At 68.6% G+C, this 24,128-nt stretch carries 13 protein-coding genes; 9 read left to right on the top strand and 4 right to left on the bottom strand.

Annotated features, from left to right (window positions below; genetic code table 11):
• The first annotated feature begins 95 nt into the window (after positions 1 to 95).
• From H565_RS0103195 to H565_RS0103160, 8 genes are all read left to right on the top strand, one after another.
• Positions 96 to 5,210: a DEAD/DEAH box helicase gene (locus tag H565_RS0103195; protein ID WP_245576154.1), complete on the top strand. Its 5,115-nt coding sequence runs from the start codon at positions 96 to 98 to the stop codon at positions 5,208 to 5,210.
• Positions 5,211 to 8,018 carry a helicase-related protein gene (locus H565_RS0103190; RefSeq protein WP_027459771.1) on the top strand — a complete coding sequence of 936 codons (2,808 nt, stop codon included), beginning with the start codon at positions 5,211 to 5,213 and terminating at the stop codon, positions 8,016 to 8,018.
• Positions 8,015 to 11,947: an Eco57I restriction-modification methylase domain-containing protein gene (locus H565_RS0103185; RefSeq protein ID WP_027459770.1), complete on the top strand. Its 3,933-nt coding sequence runs from the start codon at positions 8,015 to 8,017 to the stop codon at positions 11,945 to 11,947. Before H565_RS0103190 ends, H565_RS0103185 begins: the two co-directional genes overlap by 4 nt.
• A gap of 73 nt (positions 11,948 to 12,020) precedes the next feature.
• Entirely contained in the window at positions 12,021 to 12,449 is a 429-nt protein-coding gene (locus tag H565_RS14160) for a type II toxin-antitoxin system RelE/ParE family toxin (protein WP_051363388.1), read from the top strand.
• On the top strand, positions 12,446 to 12,922 hold the full coding sequence (locus H565_RS15630) for a transcriptional regulator (protein WP_051363387.1): 477 nt from the start codon (positions 12,446 to 12,448) through the stop codon (positions 12,920 to 12,922). The genes H565_RS14160 and H565_RS15630 overlap by 4 nt, the downstream gene beginning before the upstream one ends.
• A complete protein-coding gene (locus tag H565_RS0103170) occupies positions 12,919 to 13,521 on the top strand; it encodes a hypothetical protein (RefSeq protein WP_027459769.1) in 603 nt (200 codons plus the stop codon). The genes H565_RS15630 and H565_RS0103170 overlap by 4 nt, the downstream gene beginning before the upstream one ends.
• 71 nt (positions 13,522 to 13,592) lie before the next feature.
• Positions 13,593 to 16,244, top strand: coding sequence for an McrB family protein (locus tag H565_RS14150; protein ID WP_245576153.1), 2,652 nt, complete (start codon positions 13,593 to 13,595; stop codon positions 16,242 to 16,244).
• Positions 16,244 to 17,566: an McrC family protein gene (locus H565_RS0103160; protein ID WP_027459768.1), complete on the top strand. Its 1,323-nt coding sequence runs from the start codon at positions 16,244 to 16,246 to the stop codon at positions 17,564 to 17,566. The genes H565_RS14150 and H565_RS0103160 overlap by 1 nt, the downstream gene beginning before the upstream one ends.
• 51 nt (positions 17,567 to 17,617) lie before the next feature.
• Here the strand turns inward: H565_RS0103160 and H565_RS0103155 are convergent, their stop codons facing one another.
• The 3 genes from H565_RS0103155 to H565_RS0103145 form a co-directional block, all read right to left on the bottom strand.
• The gene (locus tag H565_RS0103155) at positions 17,618 to 19,003 is read right to left on the bottom strand and encodes a sugar ABC transporter permease (protein WP_027459767.1); all 1,386 of its coding nucleotides are present in this window, start codon (positions 19,001 to 19,003) and stop codon (positions 17,618 to 17,620) included.
• Positions 19,000 to 20,406 (bottom strand): ABC transporter permease subunit, encoded by a 1,407-nt coding sequence (locus H565_RS0103150; protein ID WP_027459766.1) that lies wholly within the window; start codon positions 20,404 to 20,406, stop codon positions 19,000 to 19,002. Before H565_RS0103150 ends, H565_RS0103155 begins: the two co-directional genes overlap by 4 nt.
• A gap of 206 nt (positions 20,407 to 20,612) precedes the next feature.
• Complete coding sequence (locus H565_RS0103145) at positions 20,613 to 21,794, bottom strand: sugar ABC transporter substrate-binding protein (RefSeq protein ID WP_027459765.1); 1,182 nt, start codon at positions 21,792 to 21,794, stop codon at positions 20,613 to 20,615.
• 287 nt (positions 21,795 to 22,081) lie between these two features.
• On the opposite strand from H565_RS0103145, the gene H565_RS0103140 reads away from it, so the two are divergent.
• Positions 22,082 to 23,326, top strand: a complete 1,245-nt coding sequence (locus H565_RS0103140; protein WP_027459764.1) for an MFS transporter — start codon at positions 22,082 to 22,084, stop codon at positions 23,324 to 23,326.
• 89 nt (positions 23,327 to 23,415) lie between these two features.
• On the opposite strand, the gene deoD is transcribed toward H565_RS0103140, so the two are convergent.
• Positions 23,416 to 24,123, bottom strand: a complete 708-nt coding sequence (deoD, locus tag H565_RS0103135; RefSeq protein WP_027459763.1) for a purine-nucleoside phosphorylase — start codon at positions 24,121 to 24,123, stop codon at positions 23,416 to 23,418.
• Between the last annotated feature and the right edge of the window lie 5 nt (positions 24,124 to 24,128).

Raw genomic sequence — 24,128 nt, 5'->3', positions numbered from 1 at the left:
GGGCGCAGACGGTGCCTGGCTCACCTGGGGCGGCGTTGGGGCAGGCGGTCGCCTATCCTGCCAGCAGTCATGACCAGGTGGTTCGCTGCTCTCCCGTGTCTCGTTCTATGAACATCTTCCAGCTTCGTTCGGAAATCGTCTCGCGCTACGCCGAGTACGTCACCTCGTTCGTGCACATCCGCGACCGCGACATTCGCGCCTTTGTCAACGCGCAGCTGCAAAGCGGGGCGTTTTGGCCTGACCCCTTGGTGCAGCTCAACCCCAACTTTTCGCCGGGCGGCAGCGTGGCCGACCTGGTGCGCGAGGGCACGCTGCACCCTGCCTGCGCCGAGCTGTTCGTTACCGGAGAGGTGCGCGCGCCGCTCAACCTGCACGCCCACCAGAGGGACGCTGTGCTGCTGGCCCGCGCGGGCCGCTCGTACGTGGTCACCACCGGCACCGGCTCCGGCAAATCGCTGACCTACATCCTGCCCATCGTGGACCATGTGCTGCGCCGGGGCAGCGGCCAGGGCGTGCAGGCCATCGTGGTGTACCCCATGAACGCCCTGGCCAACAGCCAGCTCGAAGAACTGCGCAAGTTTCTGGGAGACAGCTCGGTCACCTTTGGCCGCTACACCGGGCAGGAATCGCGGGAAGAAAAGGACGCGGTCATCGCCCGCCCGCCGGACATCCTGCTGACGAACTACATGATGCTCGAACTCATTCTCACCCGGCAAGATGAGGCGGCGCTCGTGCGGGCCGCGCAGGGCCTGCGCTTCATCGTGTTCGACGAACTGCACACCTACCGGGGGCGGCAGGGGGCCGACGTGGCGCTCTTGATTCGGCGCTTGCGCGACCGTCTTGGCGCGCACGACGCCATCTGCGTGGGCACGAGCGCCACGATGTCCTCCAGCCCGGTGTACGCCGAGCGCCAAGCGGCGGTGGCTGGGGTCGCCTCGCGGCTGTTCGGGGTGCCCATCGCCCCGGAGCAGGTGGTCGGCGAGACGCTCCAGCGGGTCACCGTGGGCACCCTCAGCCCCGACGCGCTGCGGGCCGCGGTGGGGGGGGCGGTGCCCGGCAGCTTTGAGGCCTTGGTGCAAGACCCGCTGGTGGTGTGGCTGGAAAATGCGGTGGGCCTGCGCTGGGACGCCGCGGCCTCGCGCTACGACCGGCAGCCCCCGCAGGCGGTAGCCGGAGCGGGGGGGCTGGCCGCGCAGCTCGCGGAACAGACCGGGCTGCCCGCGGCGCAGTGCCGGGAGGCCATTGAAGCGCGGCTGCTCGCTGGAAACGCGCTGCGCCACCCCCACACCGGACGCCCGGTGTTCGCGTTCCGGCTGCACCAGTTCATCAGCAAGGCCGCCACGGTGTACGCGCCCCTGCTGCCCCCCGCCGAGCGCCTGGAGCATCTCACCCTCAGCGGGCAGCGCTACGCCCCCAACAGCGAGCGGTCGCTGCGGCTGTACCCGCTGGAGTTTTGCCGCAGTTGCGGGCAGGAGTATTACGTGGTGCGGCGCGGGCGCGACCCGGCGGGCCGCCCGGTGTTTTTGGCGCGGGACGGCGAAGCCCGCCAAGAGCGCAGTCCGGATGACGGCTACCTGTACCTGGGCGACCCGCCCTGGCCGCTCGACGAGGCGGGGCTGCTGGAGCGCTTGCCCGAAGACTGGCTGGAAGAAAAAAACGGCGCATTGCGGGTCAAAAGCAGCCGCAAGCGGCACCTGCCGCAGCCCGTGCGCGTCAACGGCCTGGGCGAGGAGGGCGCGCCAAACGGCCTAAGCGCCGCCTTTGTGGGGGGTGAGTTTCGCTTTTGCCTGGCCTGCGGGGTGAGCTACCTGGGGCGCACCGGGCGGATGACCAAGCTCGCCACCCTGAGCAGCGAGGGCCGCTCGACCGCCACCACCCTGCTGAGCATGGCCGCCGTGCAGGCGCTGCGTAAGACGGACCTGAGCGAGACAGCCCGCAAGGTGCTGTCGTTTACCGACAACCGCCAAGACGCTTCCTTGCAGGCCGGGCACTTCAACGATTTCGTCTTCGTGGCCTCGCTGCGGGCGGCGCTGGCGCGGGCGCTCACGCAGGGACCGCTGACGCTGGAGAACGTGGCCGGGCGGGTGTTCGCGGCGCTCGAACTTCCTTTCGAGAGCTACGCGAGCGACCCCAACGTACGCTTTGGCCAGCGCGACCGCACCCTGAGCACCGCCCAGCACTTGGTGGGGCACGCGCTGTTCCTGGACTTGGCCGAGGGACGGCGGCTCACCCTGCCCAACCTGGAGGGGGTGGACTTGGTGCGTTTCGAGTACCCCTACCTGCGCGAGGTTTGCGAGGCAGAGGACCTGTGGGCGCAGGCGCATCCGGCCCTATCGCAGCCCCGCCCCGGCGTGGTGGAGGCCCGCGAGCGGGCGGCGCGGGCGCTGCTCGACTGGATGCGGCGAAACCTGGCCATCAAAGCGCCCTACCTGGACGCCGACTTCATGACCGCCGTGGCCCTGAACCGGGGGCTGATTCGCGAGGACAGCCCGCTGTACCTCCCCGAAGAGGAAACCCAGACCCTGTCGGGGCTGGCCCGGCGGGTCACCGTGGGACCAGCCCCGCGTGCGGGCAGGCGCGACCCCACGCACCTTCCCCTGAGCGCTCAGGGCGCGCTGGGCCGCTTGCTGGCCCGCGCCGACACCCTGGGCTGGAGCGGTCCGCTGCCGCGCGACGCGGTGAACACCCTGCTGGGCGACCTGATTGCGGCGCTCTCCGAGTTTGTCGAGGAGGTCGCGCCGGGGGCGTACCAGCTCAAGGGCACGGCCTTTACCTGGCACGCCGGGCCGGGCACCGCCGCCGCCGTAGACGCCCTGCGGGTGCTGCGCTTGCCGGGGGCGGACGCGCCGCGGGTCAACCCCTTTTTCCGGTCGCTGTATCGCCAGCCCGCCGCCGAGTTCTGGACGCTGCGCGGGGCTGAGCACACCGCCCAAATCGGGGCCGAAGAGCGCGAGCGGCGCGAGGAAGCCTTTCGCGCGGGGACCTTGCCCGCCCTGTTTTGCTCGCCCACCATGGAGCTGGGGGTGGACATCAGCGACCTGAACGTCGTGCACCTGCGCAACGTGCCGCCTACCCCCGCCAACTACGCGCAGCGCTCTGGCCGGGCCGGTCGCAGCGGCCAGCCCGCGTTGGTGATGACCTACGCCAGTGCGGGCAACAACCACGACCAGTACTTCTTTCGCCGCCCACACCTGATGGTGAGCGGCAGCGTTTCCACGCCGCGCATCGAACTCGGCAACGAGGCGCTGCTGCGGGCGCACGTGCACGCCATCTGGCTCGCGGAAACCGGGCAAAAGCTGCCCGCGTCGGTAGCGGAGCTGCTGGACATGCACGGCGAACAGCCCACGCTGGCGCTGCTGCCCGACTTCCAGCGTCCCTTTGGGGATGCGGGCGTCGCCCGGCGCACCCTGGAGCGGGCCGCGCGGCTGCTCGCGGGGCTGGGGGCTGACCTGACGGAGAAGGGCTGGTACAGCGAAGACTGGTTGGCCCACACCGTGCGCCAGGCCCCCCGCGAGTTCGACCGGGCCTGCGACCGCTGGCGCGACCTGTACCGCAGCGCCCTTTCGCAACTGAACCTGAACAACGCCATCCTCGCCGACGCGGGCAAGCGGCACCTGCAAGAGCAGGCCCGGCGGCTGCACGCCGAGGCGAACACCCAGCTGGGCCTGCTCCGCAACCCCGACGGCGAGCGGTCCGACTTTTACACCTACCGCTACTTGGCCTCGGAGGGCTTTTTGCCGGGCTACAACTTTGCGCGGCTGCCGCTGTCGGCCTACATCCCGGCGCGGCGCGGCCCGCGGGGGCAAGACAGCTACCTGTCGCGGCCCCGCTTTCTGGCCTTGTCCGAGTTCGGGCCAAACGCCATCGTCTACCACAACGGCGCGAAGTACGAGGCCCATAAGGTCATCGTGCCCGCCCGCGGCGAGACCAGCGAGCTGCCCACCGTCAGCGCCCAGCGCTGCGAGGAATGCGGGTACCTGCACCACGGGGCACAGAGCGCGGGCCGGGACGTCTGCGAGCAGTGCGGCGCGGCGCTGGCCCCCCCGCGCCCCGACCTGTTCCGCATGACCTCGGTGGCGACCCGCCGCCGCGAGCGCATCGGCAGCGACGAGGAAGAGCGCCGCCGCATTGGCTTTGAGGTGAAAAGCGGACTGCGCTTTGCCACGCGCGGGGGGCGCACCGACCGGGTGCAGGCTGCGGCGGTCGGCGAGGAGGGCACGCTGCTGCGGCTCACCTACGGCGACGGCGCGACCCTGTGGCGCATCAACTACGGCTGGAAAAATCGCGAGAATAAGCAGGAACTGGGCTTTTTGTTTGACCCGGAAAGCGCGAAGTGGCTGAGCCGCGCCGCCTATCAGCAGAAGCTGGAAGCCGCCGGGGGCCGTGAGGTGCCGGTGCAGCGGGTGATTCCCTATGTCGAGGACACCCGCAACGTGCTGCTCGTCGCGCCAAGCGGCCCCCTGGACGCGGCCAGCCTCGCCACCCTGATGAGTGCTCTGAAAAACGCCGTGCAGCTCGTGTACCAGCTCGAAGACAGCGAACTCGCCGCCGAGCTGCTGCCGAGCAGCGACGCGCCGCGCCACATCCTGCTGTACGAGGCGGCAGAGGGGGGCGCTGGGGTGCTGAGCGACCTGGTCTTTCGCCCCGGCGCGCTGGGCGAGGTGGCGCGGGCCGCGCTGGGGCTGCTGCACTTTGACCCGGCGACCGGAGACGACCTGGAGCACGCCCCGCACGCCCGCGAGCGCTGCGTGGCCGCCTGTTACGACTGCCTGATGACCTACGGCAACCAGAGCTTGCACGAACAGCTCGACCGCTTTGCAGTGCGCGAGCTGTTGCTGGCGCTGCGCGGGGCGCGGGTGCAGCAGGAGGGGGTGGGGGGGGCGCAGCTTGAGGCGCTGCTCGCGGCTTGCGGCAGCGAACTGGAGCGCGAGTGGCTGCGTTGCCTGCACGAGGGGGGGCGGCGGCTGCCGTCGCACGCGCAGGTGCTGGTGCCGGACTACCCGGCCCGGCCCGACTTTGCCTACGCCGAGCAGATGGCGCTGGTGTTCATCGACGGCCCCCACCACCAGCAGCCGGGCCAGGCGGCCCGCGACGTGCGGGTGCGTGAAGACCTGGAACTGGCCGGATACACCGTCATCACCTTCACGCACGACCGGTCGACCTGGCCCGCCGTGTTCGCCCGCTACGCCTTTGTATTTGGAGAGGGATGAATGTTTGACATCGGTTCGATGGTGCGCGTCCGCGGGCGCGACTGGGTGGTGCTGCCGGGCAGCAGCGCGGACTTTTTGCTGCTCAAGCCGCTGGGCGGCAGCGACGCCGAGACCACGGGCGTGTACGCCGGGCCGGGCGGCGAAGTGGTGCGCTCGGCCACCTTTGCCCCCCCCGACCCGCAGGCCTTTGGCACCGCCAGCGGCGCCAGGCTGCTGCTGAATGCCGCCCGCCTCGCGGTCCGCAGCGGAGCCGGGCCGTTCCGCTCGCTGGGGCGGCTGGGGGTAGAACCCCGGCCCTATCAGATCGTGCCCCTCTTGATGGCCCTGCGCCAGAGCACGGCGCGGCTCCTTATTGCGGACGACGTGGGCATCGGCAAGACGGTGGAAGCGGCCCTGATTGCCCGCGAGCTGCTCGACCGCGGCGAGATTGAACGCTTTGCGGTGCTGTGCCCGCCGCACCTGGCGGGGCAGTGGGTGGGCGAGTTGCGCAGCAAGTTCGGCATTGACGCGGTGGCGGTGTTGCCCGGCACTGCCCGCCGCCTGGAGCGCGGCTGCAACCCCGGCCAGAGCGTGTTTGCCCGCTATCCCTTTGCGGTGGTGAGCCTGGATTTGGTCAAGAGCGACCGCTGGCGGCAGGATTTCCTGCAAAACGCCCCGGAGTTCGTCATCGTGGACGAAGCGCACGCCAGCGCCGAGGGCGAGGGCCTGGGCGCGCGGCGACACCAGCGCTACCGCCTGCTCGAAGACCTGGCCCGCGACCCAGAGCGGCACCTGATTTTGGTGACCGCCACCCCGCACAGCGGCAAGGAAGACGCCTTTCGCAGCCTGCTGCGGCTGCTGAACCCAGAGTTTGCGGCGCTGCCGCTGGACCTCAGCGGGGCGCAAAACGAACGTGCCCGCGCCGCGATTGCCCGGCACCTGGTGCAGCGGCGGCGGGGGGACATCACCGCCTACCTGCACGAGGACACGCCCTTTCCGGTGCGGCGCGACGCCGAAGTCAAGTACACCCTGCACCCCGATTACGCCGCGCTGTTTGAGGACGTGCTCGCCTACGCCCGCGAGAGCGTGCACGTGCCCGGCGAAGCGCACAGCCGCACCCGCATTCGCTGGTGGGCCGCGCTGGGGCTGCTGCGGGCGCTGGCGAGCAGCCCGCAGGCGGCGGCGGCCACCCTGCGCGAGCGGGCCAGCACAGAGGGCGAAACCGACGAAGCGGTCATCGAGCGCCTGGGCCGCGAGCTGGTGCTGGACCCCGAAGACGGCGAACACGGCCTGCTGGACGTGACGCCCGGCGCTCAGGTGGACGGCGAGGAAAGCGGTACCACCCGCCGCTTGCTCGCCCTGGCGGAGCGCGCCGACGCCCTGGCCGGGGCCAAAGACCGCAAGCTGGCGCTGCTGACCGCGCAGGTGCGGGACCTGTTGCAAGAGGGCTTCGCGCCCATCGTGTTCTGCCGCTTTATCGCCACCGCCGAGGCTGTCGCGGAGCACCTGAGGGGCGTCTTGAAGGGCGCAGAGGTCGTGGCGGTGACGGGCCGCCTCACCCCCGACGAGCGGGTTGCCCGCATCGAGGAACTCGCCCCCCATGAACGGCGCGTGCTCGTCGCGACCGACTGCCTTTCGGAGGGCATCAACCTGCAAGCGGCGTTCAGCGCGGTGGTGCACTACGACCTGCCCTGGAACCCCACCCGCCTCGACCAGCGCGAGGGCCGCATCGACCGCTACGGCCAGCGCAGTCCCGAAGTGCGGGTGCTGACCCTGTACGGCGAAGACAACCGCATCGATACCCTGATTCTGGACGTGCTGATTCGCAAGCACCGCCTGATTCGCGCGACCCTGGGCATGGGCGTGCCTGCCCCGGACGAAGCCGAGGGCCTGCTCGACGTCCTGCTTGCGCGGGTGTTGGAGCCGGAGCGGCGCGGCAGCATTCAGCCCCTGCTGCTCGACGAGGTGCAGGCCTTTGACCTGAAATGGCGCGACGCCGCCGAGAACGAAAAGCGGTCGCGCAGCCGCTTCGCCCAAAACAGCATTCGCCCCGAAGAGGTCGCCGGGGAACTCGCGGCGGTGCGCGAGGCCCTGGGAGACGCGCGGGCCGCGCAAGACTTCGTGCTGGACGCCCTGCGGGGGGCAGGGGTGCAGGTAACGCCGCGGCCAGACGGCTCCTTTGAGGCCGACCCCACCCAGGCCGACGTGGCCCCGGAGGTGCGCGACTTTCTACGCGGCGCACGGAGATTCCGCTTTGACGCCCGCGTGGAGCGCGGCGTGACCCCGCTGGCCCGCAACCACCCCCTGGTCGAGCAGCTCGCCAGCACGGTGCTGGGGCAGGCGCTGGAGTCGCCGCAGGAGGCCGCCGCCAAGCGCGTGGGCGTCATCCGCACGTCGGGGGTGAGCACCCAAACCACCCTGCTGCTCTTGCGCTGGCGCTTTCACCTCAGCGGGCGCAAGGGCAACCGCAGTTGGCAGACCCTGGCGGAGGAACTGGACCTGCTGGCCTACGCGGGCCGCGCCGAAGACCCGCAGTGGCTGGACGCCGAGGCGACCCGCGCCCTGCTGGACCTCACCCCGCAGGGCAACCTCGACCCCGTGCAAAAAGAAGAACGCCTGACCCGCACCCTGGAGGGCTTAAGCGCCCTGGAAGGGGTGCTGGACCAGCGTGGCCGCGACCGCGCCGCCGCCCTGCTGGACGCGCACGAGCGGGTGCGCGGCGCGGCGCGGGGCCAGGGCGTGACCTACAGCGCCGAGCCGCCCGGCCCGCCGGACCTGCTGGGCGTGTACCTGTTCTTGCCCGCGCCGCGCCTGGGAGGGCTGGCATGACCCCGGCGCTGCACCACGTCCGGGTGCACGCCCTGGGTCTCACCGACGACTTTTTGCTCACCCTCTCCGACCGGGCGCAAACCGCTCGCCTGGAGGGGGCGACGCCCGCCAGCTACGACCTGCCGCCGCGCACCAGCCTGGAAGAAGCCATTCAGGACGCCTGGGACGACGCCCGCAAAGCCTGGCTGAAGTACCGCGCCCACGGCACCGACCCCTGGGCGGGGTGGGTGCGGCCCCTCCTCAAGGTGCTGGACCATTCCTTTGCGGGCGGCGGGACTGCGGCGGGGGGAGAGGGAGGCGGCAAGTACGCCGTGAGCCACCTCTCGGAGACGGGCGAGGTGCCGCTGCACTACACCCAGCAGCCCGACCTCGACCGAGTGGCCGACGAACTGGGCCTGCGGGCCAGCCCGCACGGGCGGATGCAGGGCTACCTCAACGCCGCGCCGGGGCACCGCTGGGGCCTGGTGACAAACGGCACTACCCTGCGGCTGCTGCGCGGCCAAGCCTATGTCACCCGCCCCGCCTACGTCGAGTTCGCGCTCGCCGAGATGATGGAGGCCGAGGACGCCCGCGCCTTCCGGGTGCTGTGGCTGCTGCTGCACCGCAGCCGCTGGCGCGGCGGTGAAAGCAGCCCCCTGGAGCGCTGGAACGAGGCGAGCAAGGAACTGGGCCAGCGGGCCAACGACACCCTGCGTGACGGCGTGCAACTCGCCGTCCTGCACCTCGGCACCGGCTTCTTGCAGCGCAACCCCGCCCTGTTGGAGGCGACCCGCAGCGGCGAGGTCACCGCGGGGGACCTCTACCGCGCCTGCTTGCGCACCGTGTACCAGATGGTGTTCCTGTTCGTGACCGAGGACCGTGACCTGCTGTTTGCCCCCGGCACGGACGCGCAGGCCCGCACCCGCGCCGGGGCGTACCTCACCCGCGCCCTGCGGCAGAAGGCCGCCGCAGTGGATGGCAGCGCCGCCCACACCGACGCCTACCAAGGCTGGGAGACCCTGCTCGGCTACCTGCGCGGCGGCTTCTCCCCGCTGGGCCTGCCCGCGCTGGGGGGGTGGCTGTTCTCGCCCACCCTCCTGAGCGGACTCAAGCTCGGCAACGACGCCCTGTACGCCGCCGTGCGTGCCCTGAGCGAAATCCGCGTGGGGGGCAGCCTGCGCCCGGTGAACTACGCGGCCCTGGACGCCGAGGAGCTGGGCAGCATCTACGAGAGCCTGCTGGAACTCGTGCCGCGCATCGAGGCGGGGCCGCGCTTTGCCCTGACCGTGCTGCCCGGCAACGAGCGCAAAAGCACCGGCAGCTACTACACGCCCGCCCCCCTGATTGCCCTGCTGCTGGACAGCGCCCTGGACCCGGTCATCGAGGACGCCGTGCGGGACAAGACCCCCCAGGAGGCCACCCGCGCCCTGCGGGAGCTGAAGGTCATGGACCCGGCCTGCGGCTCCGGCCACTTTCTGATTGCCGCCGCCCGCCGCATGGGTCGGCGGCTGGCCGAACTGGAGGAAGAAACCAGCCAGCCCAGCCCCGCCGCCCTGCGCCGCGCCACCCGCACCGTCATCGCCCACTGCCTCTACGGCGCGGACATCAACCCCATGGCCGTGGAGCTAGCCAAGGTCGCCCTGTGGCTGGAATCCCAGGACGCCGGGAAACCGCTGGCCTTTCTGGACCACCGCCTGCGCGTGGGCAACAGCCTGTTAGGGATAGGCAGGGACGGCATGCAGGTCACGGAAACGCTGAAGGACACCTCGCGCACCCGCACCCAGGACAAGCAGACCGAAGTGCAGCTCCTGGGCCTGCCCGACGACGCCTACGCGGTGCTGGAAGGCGACGACAAGAAAACAGTGGCCGAGCTGAAAAAGCGCAACAAGCAGGAGCGTAAGGCCCTGGCCCCCGACGCCGGGAACCAACCCACCCTGCTGGGGCCGTCCGCGCTGGGCGTGAAGCTGGGGGCCTTAAACCGCATCGAGCCGAACACCCTTCAGGACGTGCAGGCCCAGGAGAGCACCTTCCGCGCCATCGAGGCCGACGAGAGGCGCCAGCACGAGAAAGCCCTGGCCGACGCCTGGTGCGCCGCTTTCGTGCTGCCCAAGACCCCCGGCAGCCCCGCCGTGACCACCGCCACCCTGCACGCCCTGCAAGCGGACCCCCAGGCCCTGCCCCAGCTCCGGGAGGCCGTGGCCGAGGTCGCCCGGCAATACCGTTTTCTGCACCCGCACATCGAGTTCCCGGACGTGTTCGCGGGCGAGCGCGGAGGCTTTGACTGCGTGCTGGGCAACCCGCCGTGGGAGCGGGTCAAGCTCCAGGAAAAGGAATGGTTCGCCGCCCGCGTGCCGGAGATTGCCGCCGCGCCCAACGCCGCCGCCCGCACCCGCCTGATTAAAGCCCTGGGGACCGAGCAGCCCGACACCTACGCCGACTTTCAGCGCGACCTGCGAAAAGCCGAGGGCGAGAGCCACTTCATCCGCGCTTCTGGCCGCTATCCCCTCACCGGGCGCGGCGACGTGAACACCTACGCCATCTTCAGCGAACTGGGCCGCCAGAGCCTGAACCCGCAGGGGCGCATGGGCCTCATCGTGCCGACCGGGATTGCCACCGACGACACCACCAAGTTCTTCTTCCAGAGCCTGATGGACAGGGCTTCGCTGGCGAGCCTGTACGACTTCGAGAACCGGGAGAAGATTTTCCCCGCCGTGGACAGCCGCATGAAGTTCTGCCTGCTCACGGTCAGCGGCGAGGAGCGGCGGAGTGAACAGGCGCAGTTCGCCTTCTTCGCCCTGAACGCCGAGGAAGCCCGCGACCCCGGCAAGGTCTTTACCCTCTCGCCCGCCGAGATTGCCCTGCTGAACCCCAACACCCGCACCGCGCCCGTGTTCCGCACCGCCCGCGACGCCGCGATTACCAAAGGCATCTACCAGCGCGTGCCCGTGCTGCTGAACGAAGGCACGGGCGAGAACCCCTGGGGCATCCGGTTTATGGCGATGTTCCACATGTCCGCCGACTCCGGCCTGTTCCGCACCGCCGCGCAACTGGAGCAGGGAGGCTGGGTGCTGGACGGCAACCGCTACCACCAGGCGGGCGGGCCGGGGCGGATGCTCCCGCTGTACGAAGCCAAGCTGATGCACCAGTTCGACCACCGCTACGCGACCTACACCCCGCCGGGCGACACGCGCGACATGACGCCAGCCGAAAAAGCCGACCCGGACACCCTGCCCCAGCCGAGGTACTGGGTGCCGGAGGGGGAGGTGGAAGGCAATCTTGTTCAACGCAATCGAAGTGGGGAAATCGTCTGGGAGTGGCGCAAGAACTGGCTGCTCTGCTTCAGAAAGACGGCGCGTTCTACTGATGTTCGCACTTCTATTGTTTCCCCACTCCCACGCGTCGCAGTCGGAGACAAAGCACCCCTCATCCTGCCCGAAAGCGACGGAGTTGCCGCATTGGTGGCTAATCTCAACTCTTATGTTCTGGATTTCGCAGCGCGGCAGAAAGTTGGCGGGACGGACATCAGCAATCACTATTTCCAACAGTTCCCCGTTCTCCCCCCCTCGGCCTTCACGCCGCAGCGCCTCGGTTTCATCACGCCGCGTGTGCTGGAGCTGACCTTCACGGCGCACGACCTGACCGGTTTTGCGCGTGACCTGGGCTACGCGGGGCCGCCCTTTGTGTGGGACGAGGAACGCCGCTTCTGGCTGCGGGCCGAACTGGACGCGCTGTACTTCCTGCTGTACGGGCTGGAACGGGCCGACGTGGACTACGTGATGGACACCTTCCCCATCGTGCGCCGCAAGGACGAGGCGAAGTGGGGCACGTACCGCACGAAGGAAGCCATCCTCAGCGTGTACGACGAACTGCGTGCGCTGGGGCTGGAGCGGCTGGACGAGTACCGCAGCCGGGCACCGGGCGGGGCGGTGGCGGGGGGCTGGGTGGGATGAGGGAATGCCCAGACAGCAGACTGTGCAAAACGGCTTGTTATTCCTTATCTGGAATACTATGGTAGGGGTATGAATGGGGACGGAATGGAGCATCCGCTTCTACACAGAGGCCGACGGCAGCGTGCCCGTGCAGGAGTTCCTGACTTCTGCCGACCTGACGCCCGGCGAGCTTAAGCAGTTACGGCTGCGCCTGGACTACATCCGGCAGATGGGCCTGAGCGCCCTGGGCCAGCGGGCCGACATTCTGGAAACCCTCGAAGGCAAAAACGCCACTGGCCTCTATTCCCTGCGCTGCCCGAACACCCCCAACAATCCGCGCATCCTGCTGTGCGCCGTCGTGGAACGAACTTTTGTGCTGCTGCACGGATTCAAGGAACAAAATGCACGGGACTACGCGGCGGCCATTGTGGTCGCGCGGCGGCGCAAAGAAGCGCTGGAAAAGAGCAGGGCGCAGGCCCCACGGCAAACAGCAAAGCAGCCGAACCAGAGGAAAAGACGATGAGCAACCGCCACCTGAATGCCCCCTCCCTGAGTGACATAGACGTTCTGGCCTTCCTTGACGAACTCATCCCCGACACGCTGGAAACCCGCACGGTGGGCGCGCAGGAATGGCTGCGGCTCAAACTCACCGAGGTGATGATGGAGGCCCGCAAGCGTGCCGGATTGACCCAGGCAGAGCTGGCCGAGCGGCTGGGCGTAGGGCAAGCCCGCATCAGCAAGCTGGAAAACGCCAACAACGACCGCACGATAGACAGCGTGGTGGCCTACCTGACCGCGCTGGACGCCGAACTGTTGGTGGCGGTGCGCCAGGGCGAGCAGGTGTTTCAGGCGTCGCGGGACTGCTGGCTGGTGGACATCCCCCACGCGCCCACCACCGTCGAACTGCACAGCGTGCACACCGACTTTGAGGTTCAGGCTCCCGCCGCCATTCGGGACCTTGCCCCCGCGCTTGTGGAAGCGGTGGTGGCGGCGTGAGTGCCAAAAAAGCCCCAGTCGCGCCCGCGCCCCCCAACCCGACGCCCCCCGACCCGGCGCGGTACAACGCGTTTGTGGCCGGGATTCAACTCCGGCGCATCGAGCTGGCCGAACTCAGTGCCCGCTCGGTGCCGACGCGCTTGCCGCAGGCGCAGTTGCGGGTCAGCCAGCAGTTGGGCGTGACCTGTCCCAGCCGGGAGGAGGGCCGTTTTCTGGCCGAAGCGCGGCTTCAGTTGGGCTTTCAGACCGCAGACGGGCAGGAGCTGGGCATGATTGCCTGCACCTACCGCCTGGAGTACGCCTCTGCGACCGAGGTCACGGACGAGCTGATAGAGGAGTTCTCTCGCCGCAACGTTCCCGTGAACGCCTGGCCGTTCCTGCGCGAAACGGCGATGAACCTTACCCAACGCTTTGGCTGGACGGGCTTCGTGCTGCCGCCGCTGGTGTTGACGCCTGCCCCGGCGAAAGAAAGCAAGGCGAAAGCAAGCAAAACGGAAAAGGCCGCTGGCCACAAGGCCCCCAAAGCCAAAGCCCCCAGCACCAAAGCCGCCGCACCCGCCCGTAAGCCGCGTGAGGCGGCGGAGAAGGCGGAGGGGTGAGCAGGGGCAAGCTCAACCGCTTCTCCCCGGAGGCTTGGGAAGAGAGCGACGACCACCCGGAGTCCCCAACGGTGGAACCAACCCCCGTGTTCACCCTGAAAACCGGCTTACTCTCGGCGTTTGGGCAGATGCGGAATGGTCAGTTCGTGGTGCTGGCTGGCAGCGAGGCCAGACCTGGCACCTCCTCCGAGATGGACGAAGGGGACAAACGGATTAAGCAGCGGCTCCTGGAGGAAGGGGTGTTGCGGCCCAAACCGGATTCTCCCCTGCTGGAGTTCGTGGGCGACACGCCGTTCAAGACTGCGACCGCCGCGAGCAGCGTGATTCTTCTTCGGCCTCGTGGCGTCTCGACAGGCTGGTATTTCGTAAACAGGGCCGGAAGCGAGGTGTCATTTGGTGATTGGATGGGCATGCTGTCCAAGATTCCAGACGACGTGCGCCGGGCACGTCAGGGCCTGGGCGGGAACGCGAGCGGCGCAGCCCCCCGCCAGGTCTCCCCTTTCCCCTTTGCCCAATTCGCCGCCGACGCCGCTCAGTACACCGAGGACCGCGTCAAGGGCAACCTCGTCCTCGACCGCCGCTACGCGCCCCCCCTGCTGGAGGCCATGACCGGCGACTGGGACGCCCTGGAGCCTACACGCTCGCCCTACAGTGGCCGCGAGCAACTGGCGGTCAAGGTGGGGCTGGGCAGCGTGAAAAACGACAGCGGCGCGTTTGCGCGGGCGCTGCTGTTTGCCGACGACCGCGGCTTCGAGGACGTGCCCTTCCCGGCAGGCCTGACGCTGGAAGCCGGGTTGCCCGACGGCGCAGGCGACGGCCCCCGCACGGCGCTGCGCGACGCCGGGACCTGGGGGGCGCTGCTGGACGCGCTGAACGCCCCGCTGCCCGCTGGCCTGGGGGCCACGCTGACGCTGAACCGGGACTTCGGGCCGCTGGCGCTGCTGCCCCTGGGACCGGGCCAGGAGCAGGAGGCCGCTCAGGTGCTGGAGCGCTACCGGGACGGCCTGGGCCTGAGCCGCCGCCTGCGGGTGGGGGTCAGCCTGCCGCCCGCCCTGCTGGAATCGCCCGACTTTCCGCAGGTGCTGGAGGGGGCGCTGGCGTACCTTGACCGGCTGCTGGGCGTGCTGAACGACCTGATGCAGGCGGGGGGCGCAGAGCCGGAACCGGAGGTCATCGCGGTGCCGGGGACAGAGGGGCCGCGCCCGGCCACCTTCACGCCCGTGCCCGGCATCCCGCTCAACCAGATTCTGTACGGGCCGCCCGGCACTGGGAAAACCTACCGGGTGGTGGACGAGGCCCTCGCGGTGCTCGACCCCGCTTTCCTCGCCGCACACCCCGGTCCCGCGGGCCGCGCCGCCCGCAAGCGCCGCTATGACGAGCTGCTCGCCGGGGGGCAGATTTCCTTTGTCACCTTTCACCAGTCCTTCGGTTACGAGGACTTCATTGAGGGCATCAAGCCGGTGATGCGCGGCGGCCAGCTCTCGTATGAGCTGCAAGACGGCGTGTTTCTGGAGGCGGTGCGCTCGGCGGGCGGGGACCTGCCGCCCGCAGGTGGGGGGGAAGCCCCGGCAAGCGCCGAGCCGCCCGTGCGCCCGGACGCGCAGGTATGGCGGATGTACGTGGACGGCACGGCCCCGGTGAGCCGCGTGCGCGACCTCGCCCTCGCGCGGGGCGAGCTGCGGATGGGGAGCTTTGGGGAAGCCCCCCGCGACCTCACCCACCGCGACGCGGACGAACTGGGGGGGCGGCAGCTCCTCTTCCGCGACAGCTTGCGCGTGGGCGACCTGGTGCTGCTCGCCACCGGCGCGGACCGCATCGGCGCGGTGGGGGTGGTCACGGGCGAGTACCGCTTTGACCCGCACGGCGACCCCGCCTTTGCCACCGACTACGCCCACGCGCGGGCGGTGCGCTGGCTGGCGACCGGGCTAAGCGCCAGCGCGAGCGCGGTCCTGGGCCGGACCTTCTCGCCGCCCACCCTGCAACGGGTGGCGGGTGTGAACGCCGCGGGGGTGCTGGCCGCGCTGGGTGTGGCTGCCCACCCCGCCGCGCCCCCCACCCCGGCCCAGCGCCCGCACGTCCTCGTCATCGACGAAATCAACCGGGGCAACATCTCGCGCATCTTCGGCGAGCTGATTACGCTGCTGGAGAGCAGCAAGCGGGCCGGAGCGCCCGAAGCCTTAAGCGCCACCCTGCCGCTGAGCCGCCGCACGCTGAGCATCCCGCCGAGCCTGTATGTCATCGGCACCATGAACACTGCCGACCGCAGCCTCACCCTGCTCGACGCCGCGCTGCGCCGCCGTTTTGTCTTTCGCCCGGTGTGGCCGCAGCCAGAGCTGTTGCCGGTGCTGGACATCGGGGGCACGGCGCTCGACCTGCGCAAGTTCCTGTATGCCATCAACGGGCGCATCGAGCGGCTGCTGGGCCGCGAGCAGGTCATCGGGCACGCCTACCTGCTGGGCCTGCCCGCCACCCTGGGGGGCGTCGCCAGCGCCGTCCGCGAGCGCATCCTGCCCCTGCTGGAGGAATATTTCTTCGACGACTGGAACAAGATTCGTGAGGTGCTCGCCGACGAGGGCAAGCCCGAAGAGGCGCAGTTCGTGCAGCGCACGGGGTCGGGGGCCGAGGTGCGCTACCGGGTGAACGAGCAGGCCTTTGGCCACCTCGACGCCTTTACCGGGGTGTACGCCGGGGTCAGTGACCGCGAGTTCCCCTTCGACGGCTAATGCTTGCGCCGTCAGGGGGACTGCACTTCGAGGTCCGCGAACACGACCTGCTCGTGCGCGGCGAGCGGCCTCCGGGGGCCGGGGCCAACGTCACCGCGCTGCCGCCGGAGGTCTTTGAAGCGGTGCAGGCGGCGCTGCTGGACGCCGGGCACGACCTGAACCCGGTGGCCCTGCCCACCCGGCTGGCGGGGCGGGCCGCATTGAAACTCACCCAGTGGGTGGGCCTGCTGCGGACCCCAGGCGGCGCGGTGGTCGAGATTCTGCCCAAGACGCACGAACGCCCCGGCGAGCGCACCCGGCCCGGCTCGCTGGAACGCAGCCGGGGCATGCTGCTGCGGATGCTCGCGGCCACCGACGAGCGCTTTCGGGTGGCCCCGCCCGCCGAGCTGCAAGTCACCCGGATGCCGCTGTACGAGGTGGTCATTCGCTACGCGCTGGAGGGCATCCGCGCCGCGGTGCGCCGGGGGGTGCCGCACGCCTACGTCCCCGTGCGCGAGGAGCGCCCCGGCCTGCGCGGTCGCCTCGACCTGCCCCGGCAACTGCGCCAGCCCCCGCACCGCGCCCACCGGCTGCACGTCGAGTACGAGGAGTTCCTCCCCGACCGCCCCGAAACCCGCCTGACCCGGCTGGCGGTCGAGAGGCTCTCGCGGCTGACCCGCGTGCCCGCGAGCGCCCGCCTCGCCCGCGAGCTGCTGCACGTCCTGGACGGGGTGCCGCTCAGCCGCGACGTGGCGCGGGATTTTGGCGCGTGGCGGCTGGAGCGGGGGCACGGGCATTTCGCGCCGCTAGAAGGCCTGTGCCGGATGGTGCTGCACGACCTCAACCCGCTGGTGGCGGGCACGGAGGCGCGGGCGAACGCGCTGCTGTTCGACATGAACCGGGTGTACGAAGCGTACGTGGCCGGGCTGCTGCGCGGGGTGCTGCCGGGCTGGCGGGTGCAGACCCAGGTCACGGACCGCGCCCTCGGCCACGCGGCGGGCGTTCCCGCGTTCCGGCTGCGGCCCGACCTGCTGCTCACCCGGCCAGACGGCACGCTGGTGATTGCCGACACGAAATGGAAGCGATTGCGCCCCGACCAGGCCCCCACCTACGGCATCCGCAACGAGGACGCCTACCAGATGCTCGCCTACAGCGCCGCCTTTCACCCGCCCGGCCTCGGCGGCCCGCTGTGGCTCATTCACCCCTGGCTGCCGGGCGTGCCCCTCCGCCCCACCCCGATTCGGCTGGCGGGCGGGCCGAGCCTCCTCATCGTTCCGGTGCGGCTGGAGCAGGAGCCAGAGGAGGCGTTTCCGGCGGGGCTGGGGGAGAGGCTGGGCGAGTAGCCCATGAGAAGACCCCCGGCACGTGACCGGGGGCCTCCACGGAAAAGCAGCCTACTCCTTGACGCCCCCCGCCACGGTGCCGCCCACGAAGTAGCGCTGAAAGCCGTAAAAGAGCGCCACGATGGGCAAGGCTCCCAGGGTCGCGGCGGCGGCAAAGACGCCCCATTTGGTCGAGAACTGGCCCTGGGTAAAGCTCAGCAGCATCACGCCGACCGTCCACTTCTCCACCCCGGTCAGCAGCACGTTCGCCAGGATGAACTCGGCATAGGTGCCGATGAACTGGTTTAGGAAGATAAAGGCCAGCATCCCGCCCGACAGCGGCAGCACCACCCGCAAGAAAGTCTGCCAGCGGGTCGCGCCGTCCACCATCGCCGCTTCCTCCAGCGATTCAGGCAAGGACTCCACGTAGCCCTTGAAAATCCAGGTGTTAAACGCGATGGCCCCACCCGAATAGGCCAGAATCAGCCCGGTAAAGGTATTCGTCAGCCCCAGCAGCACCATCAGGGCGTAGACGGCGACGAGCGCCAGGAAGACCGGGAACATCTGGATAAAGATGTAAAACAGCAGCATCTGGAAGCGGCCCGGAAAGCGCAGCCGCGCCATCGCGTAGCCCGCCGTGGTTGAGAGCAAAATCGCCAGCACCCCCGTGAGGCCCGATACCAAGAGGGTGTTTCTTACCGAAAGCACAAAGCGGCTCTCGTTGTCCGGCCCGGTGAACTGCGCCGGGGTCATGAAGACCACCAGCGCGGCCAGCGCCCCCACGAGCAGGTACATCGCCCAGGTGCGGCCCCGGACCAGCCCGGCGCTCTCGCGGCCCAGGCGGGCGGCCAGTGCAAACAGCAGCACCGCCGCGAGCGCCGCGCCCCCCAGCCCTGCGAGCAGTACCTGCCAGCCTGGCAGCGTGATGCCGGTAAACAGCCGGGCAAAGTTCTCCAGGCTGAGCACGTCGAGGTTGGGCAGCAGGCCAGAGCGGTAGAGGATATTGGGGTTCTCGAAGTCGGGGAAGGCAAAGAGGCTGTTGCGCGGGTCAAAGGCCGCCAGCAGCACGTAAAAGAGGGGATAAATCGCGACCAGCACGACCAGAATCAGGAAAAGGTGGGTGAGTTGGTCGCCCAGCACCGCGAGGTAGCTGATGCGGCGTCCGGTGCGGGCCTGGCCCCAGCGCTGCCCAATCAGGCTGGTGAGGGCCAGCACCCCGCTTGCCGCCAGCAAGAACAGCAAGAAGCGTATCCAGCCCCCCTCCACGAAGTAGATGGAAAAGCTGCGCTGACGGCCTTGCATGCTTTGCGCGAGGAAATAGGCCAGCACGCCAAAGCCGACGACGAGGGCCGCGAGCACCAGCCAGGGCAGGGCGCGGCGCAAGAAGCTCGGTTCCCGGTGGATGTAGCCGCCGGGCGGAAGGTTCCCCTCATGGGGAGCGCGGGGAGCCGTGGTCATCGCCGGGCCTCCTCAAAGACGCCCGCCGCCTTGAAGTTCACCAGGCTGATACCGAGCGTGAGAAAGAAGATAATCAGTGCAATCGCGCTCGCGAGGGCGTAGTTCTGCCCGCCGCTGGCGGCAAAGGCCGTGTTGTAGCCCCACGAGAGCAGGATGTCGGTGCTCTGAGCGGTCGCGTCGCGGCCTTCCTGGGGCGGGCCGCCCCCGGTCAGCAGGTAGATGATGCCAAAGTTGTTGAAGTTGAAGGCGAAGCCCGACAGCAAAATCGGGGTAAAGGAAGTCCGCAGCAGCGGCAGCGTGATGTTCTGAATCTGCTGCCAGCGGCTGGCCCCGTCGATGGAGGCCGCCTCGTACAGGTCGTCGTTGATGGTCGCGAGGGCACTGATGGTGGCCGTCATCATGTATGGAAAGCCCAGCCACAGATTGACCAACAACACGCTGATTTTGGCCCACAGGGGGTCGCCCAGCCAGGGCACCGCCGCGATACCCAGCAGCCCCAGCGTTTTGTTCACAATGCCGAACTGCTGATTGAGGAGTGCTTTCCACATCTGCACGCTGATAACCGCCGGAATCGCCCAGGGCAAAAAGAGCAGCGTGCGGTAGATGTTGCGGCCCTTGAGCCGTTTGTTATAGAGCAGGATGCCCAAAATCAGCCCGGCGATGGCATTGATCACCACCGTGGAAAAGGCAAACACCACCGTCCACACGAAGACTGGCCACAAGGCACTGCTTGCCCGCCCGAAAATCTCGCGGAAGTTGGCCAGCCCCACGTACTCGTAGCGGTTGAGGCGCGTGACGCTGGCGGGCTGGAAGGTTTCAGCGACGGGAGCTGTCAGGGTGATGCTCTGGCCCTGCACCGAGGCAATCTGTGCCCGCACGGGCGTGGAGGCGTCTTCGTCATACAGAATCGCCGTGTCGCCCACACAACTGGCGTTGCGGCAGCGCAGGAACTCGGCGAGACTGCTCGCACCTTCGGGCAGCTCGGCCAACGTCAGCGTGCGGCGGTCCGCCGAGAGCACCGCTTCGGTCCGCACCCCCGTATCAGGGTTGCCGCTGTTTTGGCCGCTGTAGTTGGTAAAGGCGTAGTTCACCGTGAGGACGATGGGCAGCACCGTGAACGCCGCCAAAAACACCAGCGACGGCACCAGGTAATACCAGTTCACCATCCAGGGAAAGAGCCGCGCCACCACCGGCATCCCCAGCAGCAGTGCCCCCAGGGTATAGACCAGGATGAGGTAGGGGGGCGCTTGGGGCACGAAGCGGGCCGTGACCCCGGACAGCAGCCACCCAATCAGGGCGGCGCTGCCCAGCAGAACGGCCAGAATCAGGATGGCCAGCAAAATGCCGCGCACGCCGTCCGGGGGAGCGGCGGTGCGCGGGCGGGGAGAAGCGGTCAGGGTCATAGGGACGGGAGACCTCCTGGGAACGAAGAAGGGGAAAAGAGAGCCGCTGGACCAGGTGGGGAGAGCAGTGAAAGACAGCACTCACCATACTCCTTGGCGTCTCCTCCACGGGTTTGGCGGACGAGGCTGCTGCCCGTCCGCCAAGTGTCATCAACAACCACGAGCAGAGGAGAGGCTGGGTCCGGCTGGCCTCTCCTCTGGCGGGGTTACTTGATGTTCTTGTTGATCTCCTGCACGGCCCGCTCGTTGATCTGGCTGTAGTTCTGGTTGGGCTTCTGAACGCTCTGGGCCACCGCGTTGCTCCAGGGTGCCCACACCGCCCCCATCTCCACGACGTTGGGCATCGGCGTGCCCATGCTAATGGTGCGGCCAAAGCCCGCGACCACTGGGTCGTTCTTGAGCTTGGTGCGCGCCGAGAGGCTCACCGGGATACGGCCCCCCGCCTTGTTAAAGGACACCTGGGCGTCACTCTTGACGATTTCACGGGCAAACTGCGCCGCCGCCGCCTTGTTCTTGCTGTAGGCGTTGAGCATGGCCCCCTGCACGCCCACGAAGGGACTCCACTTGCCGCTCGCGCCGGGAGGGGTGGGGAAGGGCGCAATGCCGTAGTCGATGCCCGCCTTCTTGATGTCGCCCATGTCCCAGGGGCCGGTCAGAATCATCGCGGCGCGGCCATCAACAAAGGCGCTCTTGGCGGCACCGCCGTCCACGCCCTCCGGCACGAGGTTGTACTTGTAGCGCAGGTCGTTGAGGAAAGCCGCCGCCTTGTCCGCGCCCGCGTTGGCGAGACCCACGTCCTTAGTGTTCAGGGTGCCATTGTTGTTCTTGAAGACGTAGCCGCCGTAGGCGCTAATCACGCCATAGTTCATGTAGGCGTTGCTCAGGTCCATCAGGAACCCAAAGCGCCCGTTGCCCGTGTTCTTCTGGGCGGCGCTCAGGAACTGCGCCCAGGTCGTTGGGGCCTGGGGCACCAGCTTCTTGTTGTAAATCAGCGCCACAGACTCGGCGAACATAGGCAGACCAAAGAGCTTGCCCTTGTAGGTCATCGCCGAGAGCGCGGTGCGGTCAAGGTCGCTGCGGCTGGTGACATAGCGGTCCATCGAGTCGATGACGCCCGCCGCCGCGAGCTGCCCCAGGCGGTCTTGGGGCAGGGTCACGACCAGGTCCGGCCCCTGACCCTTGGGCGCACTCTGAATCAGCTTGTCGGGAATCTGGTCAAAGGGCACGCTCACCAGTTGGATGTTGTGCCCGGTCGCCTTTTTAAAGGCGTCGGCTTGAGCACGCAGCCAGGCGAGTTCGGCACCACCGAAGTGCGTCCAAACCGTCAGGTTGGCGGCGCTGGCGCTGCCCAACAGGGCGAGAGAAAGAACGGTCAGGGCTTTTTTCATGGGGTCTCCTGGGGGAAGTCGGCTTCTGAACCGCTTCCAGTGAAGGAACGTCCTGCAGGCCACCTGTGAGGCGAGAAGTCCGCTCTGGGGTCAAGTTGCTCCGGTGGCTGAGGGTCAGTATAGGCAATAAGGCCAGGGTTGACAAGCATAGACTCAAGGCCGGTTTTTAACGTTCTGGTCAGAGGAAAATCATATTTTTGGACTCAATCCAATAAGTGCGGTGGGGGAGAGCTGGGGGGGGAGGCGGTGCCTGACCGAGCGGTCAGTTGGGGTGCTAGAGTAGGGACATGACTGCCGCTCCCCCTCGTCCACGCGGCCCCCTCTCGCCCAAGCTGATTCTGTTTGGAACCATCTTCGTCGCGATGCTCGGCCTGAGCGTGCTGTTTCCCGTCATCGCGCCGCTGGGCCGAGAGCTGGGCCTCTCGGAGACGCAGATTGGCTGGTTTTCGACCGCCTACAGCCTCGCGCAGTTTGTGTTTGCCCCCATTTGGGGCAGCCGCAGCGAGCGGGCGGGCCGCAAGCCGGTGCTCATCCTGGGGCTGGTGGGCTTCTCCCTGAGTTTTGGTCTGTTCGGGCTGCTGGCCGTGTTGGGGGCGCAGGGGGTCCTCGCTGGGGGCCTGCTGTTCGCTCTTCTTGTCGCCTCGCGCTTGGTGGGCGGCTTGCTGTCGAGCGCGACCCTGCCCACCGCTCAGGCGATGATGGCCGACCTCAGCAGCGAAAAAGACCGCGCCGCCGCCATGGGCCTGATTGGAGCGGCTTTCGGGCTGGGCGTGGTGTTTGGCCCGGCGCTGGGGGCCATGCTCTCCAGCTTTGGGCTGACGGCCCCCATCTTCTTCAGCGCGGGGCTGGGGCTGCTCACGGCGCTGGCGGCTTGGCGTGCCCTGCCCGAAACCCGCCGGGCCGACGCCCTCCCCGCCCCCGCTGGAGAGCGCCGCGCCCTGCTGCGGCAGCCGGGCATTGGGCTTTTTTTGGCCGTCAGTGCGTTGTACACCCTGGCAAGCGTGGGCATGGAGCAGACCATCGCCTTTTACGTGCAAGACACCCTACGCCTAACACCGGAAGGCACCGCCCGAACGGTCGGGCTGATGCTGGCGGTCTTCGGGCTGCTCGCGGCAGCGGTGCAGGGTGGGGCGATGCGCCCGCTGAGCCGCAAGTTTGCGCCGGGGCCACTGATTTCGCTGGGGCTGCTGGTGATGGGCGCGGGCATGCTGATGCTGCCGCTCACCCACAGTTTCTGGCCCATCACGGCGGCGCTGGCGGTCGTGGGGGTAGGCAGCGCGGTCCTCGGCCCCAGCCTCAGCGCCGCCCTCTCCCTCAGCGTGGGCCGCGACCAACAGGGTGCGGTGGCGGGCCTCAACAGCAGCGCCCTCGCCCTGGGCCGCATGACCGGACCCCTAATCGGCACCGGGCTGTACCAGGGGGTCGGCCACGCCGCGCCCTACGTTCTGAGCGGCGGCATCCTCTTGGCCCTGCTGCTGTGGACCCTCATCGCCCGGCCCCAGGTGCGCCCGGCGCGGGGGGCGGGGGCCTGAAGAACGAAGCGGACGGGGCAAAAAGATGGGGCGGGGGAGCCAGCGCATCGGCGGTAGCTCCCCCGCCTCGTTTGAGTTGCTGAAGGACTTTACAGGCCCAGCGCCGCGTCGAGCGCGACTTCAATCATGCCGTTGAAGGTGGTTTGGCGTTCCTCGGCGGTCGTTTCCTCCCGCGTGACGAGGTGGTCTGAGACGGTGAGGATGGTCAGCGCCCGCACCCCGTACTTGGCGGCGAGGGTATACAGCCCGGCGGCTTCCATCTCGACGGCGAGGACCCCAAAGTCGGCCCAGAGTTTGTACTGGTCGAAATCATCGTGGTAGAAGGTATCCGACGACATGATGTTGCCGACGTGCGTGGCAAAGCCGCGCTCCTGGGCGATTTGGTAGGCCCGCAGCAGCAGCCCGAAGTCAGCGATGGGCGCGTAGTTCTTGGCCCCAAAGCGGATGTTGTTGATGTTGGAGTCAGTGCAGGCCGCCTGCGCAAGCACGAGGTCACGCACGTGGACGTGCGGCTGGTACGAGCCGCAGGTGCCCACCCGAATGAGGTTCTTGCAGCCGTAGCCCGTAATCAGCTCGTTGACATAAATCATCGAACTGGCGATGCCCATCCCGGTGCCCTGCACGCTGACGCGCTGGCCCTTGTAGGTTCCGGTGTAGCCGTGCATCCCGCGCACGGTGTTGTGCAGTTCGGGGTTTTCAAAAAATGTCTCCGCGATGTGCTGGGCGCGGAGGGGGTCGCCGGGCAGCAGCACGGTCTCGGCGATTTGGCCTTCTTTGGCATTCAGGTGAACCGTCATCGGGA

This window comes from Deinococcus murrayi DSM 11303 (assembly GCF_000482805.1).
GTDB lineage: Bacteria > Deinococcota > Deinococci > Deinococcales > Deinococcaceae > Deinococcus > Deinococcus murrayi.
This window is presented reverse-complemented; position numbering and strand designations above follow the sequence as displayed.

What these genes read in the sequence shown, in the direction of transcription:
- H565_RS0103190 (WP_027459771.1), top strand. Translation starts at nt 5,211, where the DNA reads ATGTTTGACATCGGTTCGATGGTGCGCGTCCGCGGGCGCGACTGGGTG.
- H565_RS0103185 (WP_027459770.1), top strand. Translation starts at nt 8,015, where the DNA reads ATGACCCCGGCGCTGCACCACGTCCGGGTGCACGCCCTGGGTCTCACC.
- H565_RS14160 (WP_051363388.1), top strand. Translation starts at nt 12,021, where the DNA reads ATGGGGACGGAATGGAGCATCCGCTTCTACACAGAGGCCGACGGCAGC.
- H565_RS15630 (WP_051363387.1), top strand. Translation starts at nt 12,446, where the DNA reads ATGAGCAACCGCCACCTGAATGCCCCCTCCCTGAGTGACATAGACGTT.
- H565_RS0103160 (WP_027459768.1), top strand. Translation starts at nt 16,244, where the DNA reads ATGCTTGCGCCGTCAGGGGGACTGCACTTCGAGGTCCGCGAACACGAC.
- H565_RS0103155 (WP_027459767.1), bottom strand. Translation starts at nt 19,003, where the DNA reads ATGACCACGGCTCCCCGCGCTCCCCATGAGGGGAACCTTCCGCCCGGC.
- H565_RS0103150 (WP_027459766.1), bottom strand. Translation starts at nt 20,406, where the DNA reads ATGACCCTGACCGCTTCTCCCCGCCCGCGCACCGCCGCTCCCCCGGAC.
- H565_RS0103145 (WP_027459765.1), bottom strand. Translation starts at nt 21,794, where the DNA reads ATGAAAAAAGCCCTGACCGTTCTTTCTCTCGCCCTGTTGGGCAGCGCC.
- H565_RS0103140 (WP_027459764.1), top strand. Translation starts at nt 22,082, where the DNA reads ATGACTGCCGCTCCCCCTCGTCCACGCGGCCCCCTCTCGCCCAAGCTG.
- deoD (WP_027459763.1), bottom strand. Translation starts at nt 24,123, where the DNA reads ATGACGGTTCACCTGAATGCCAAAGAAGGCCAAATCGCCGAGACCGTG.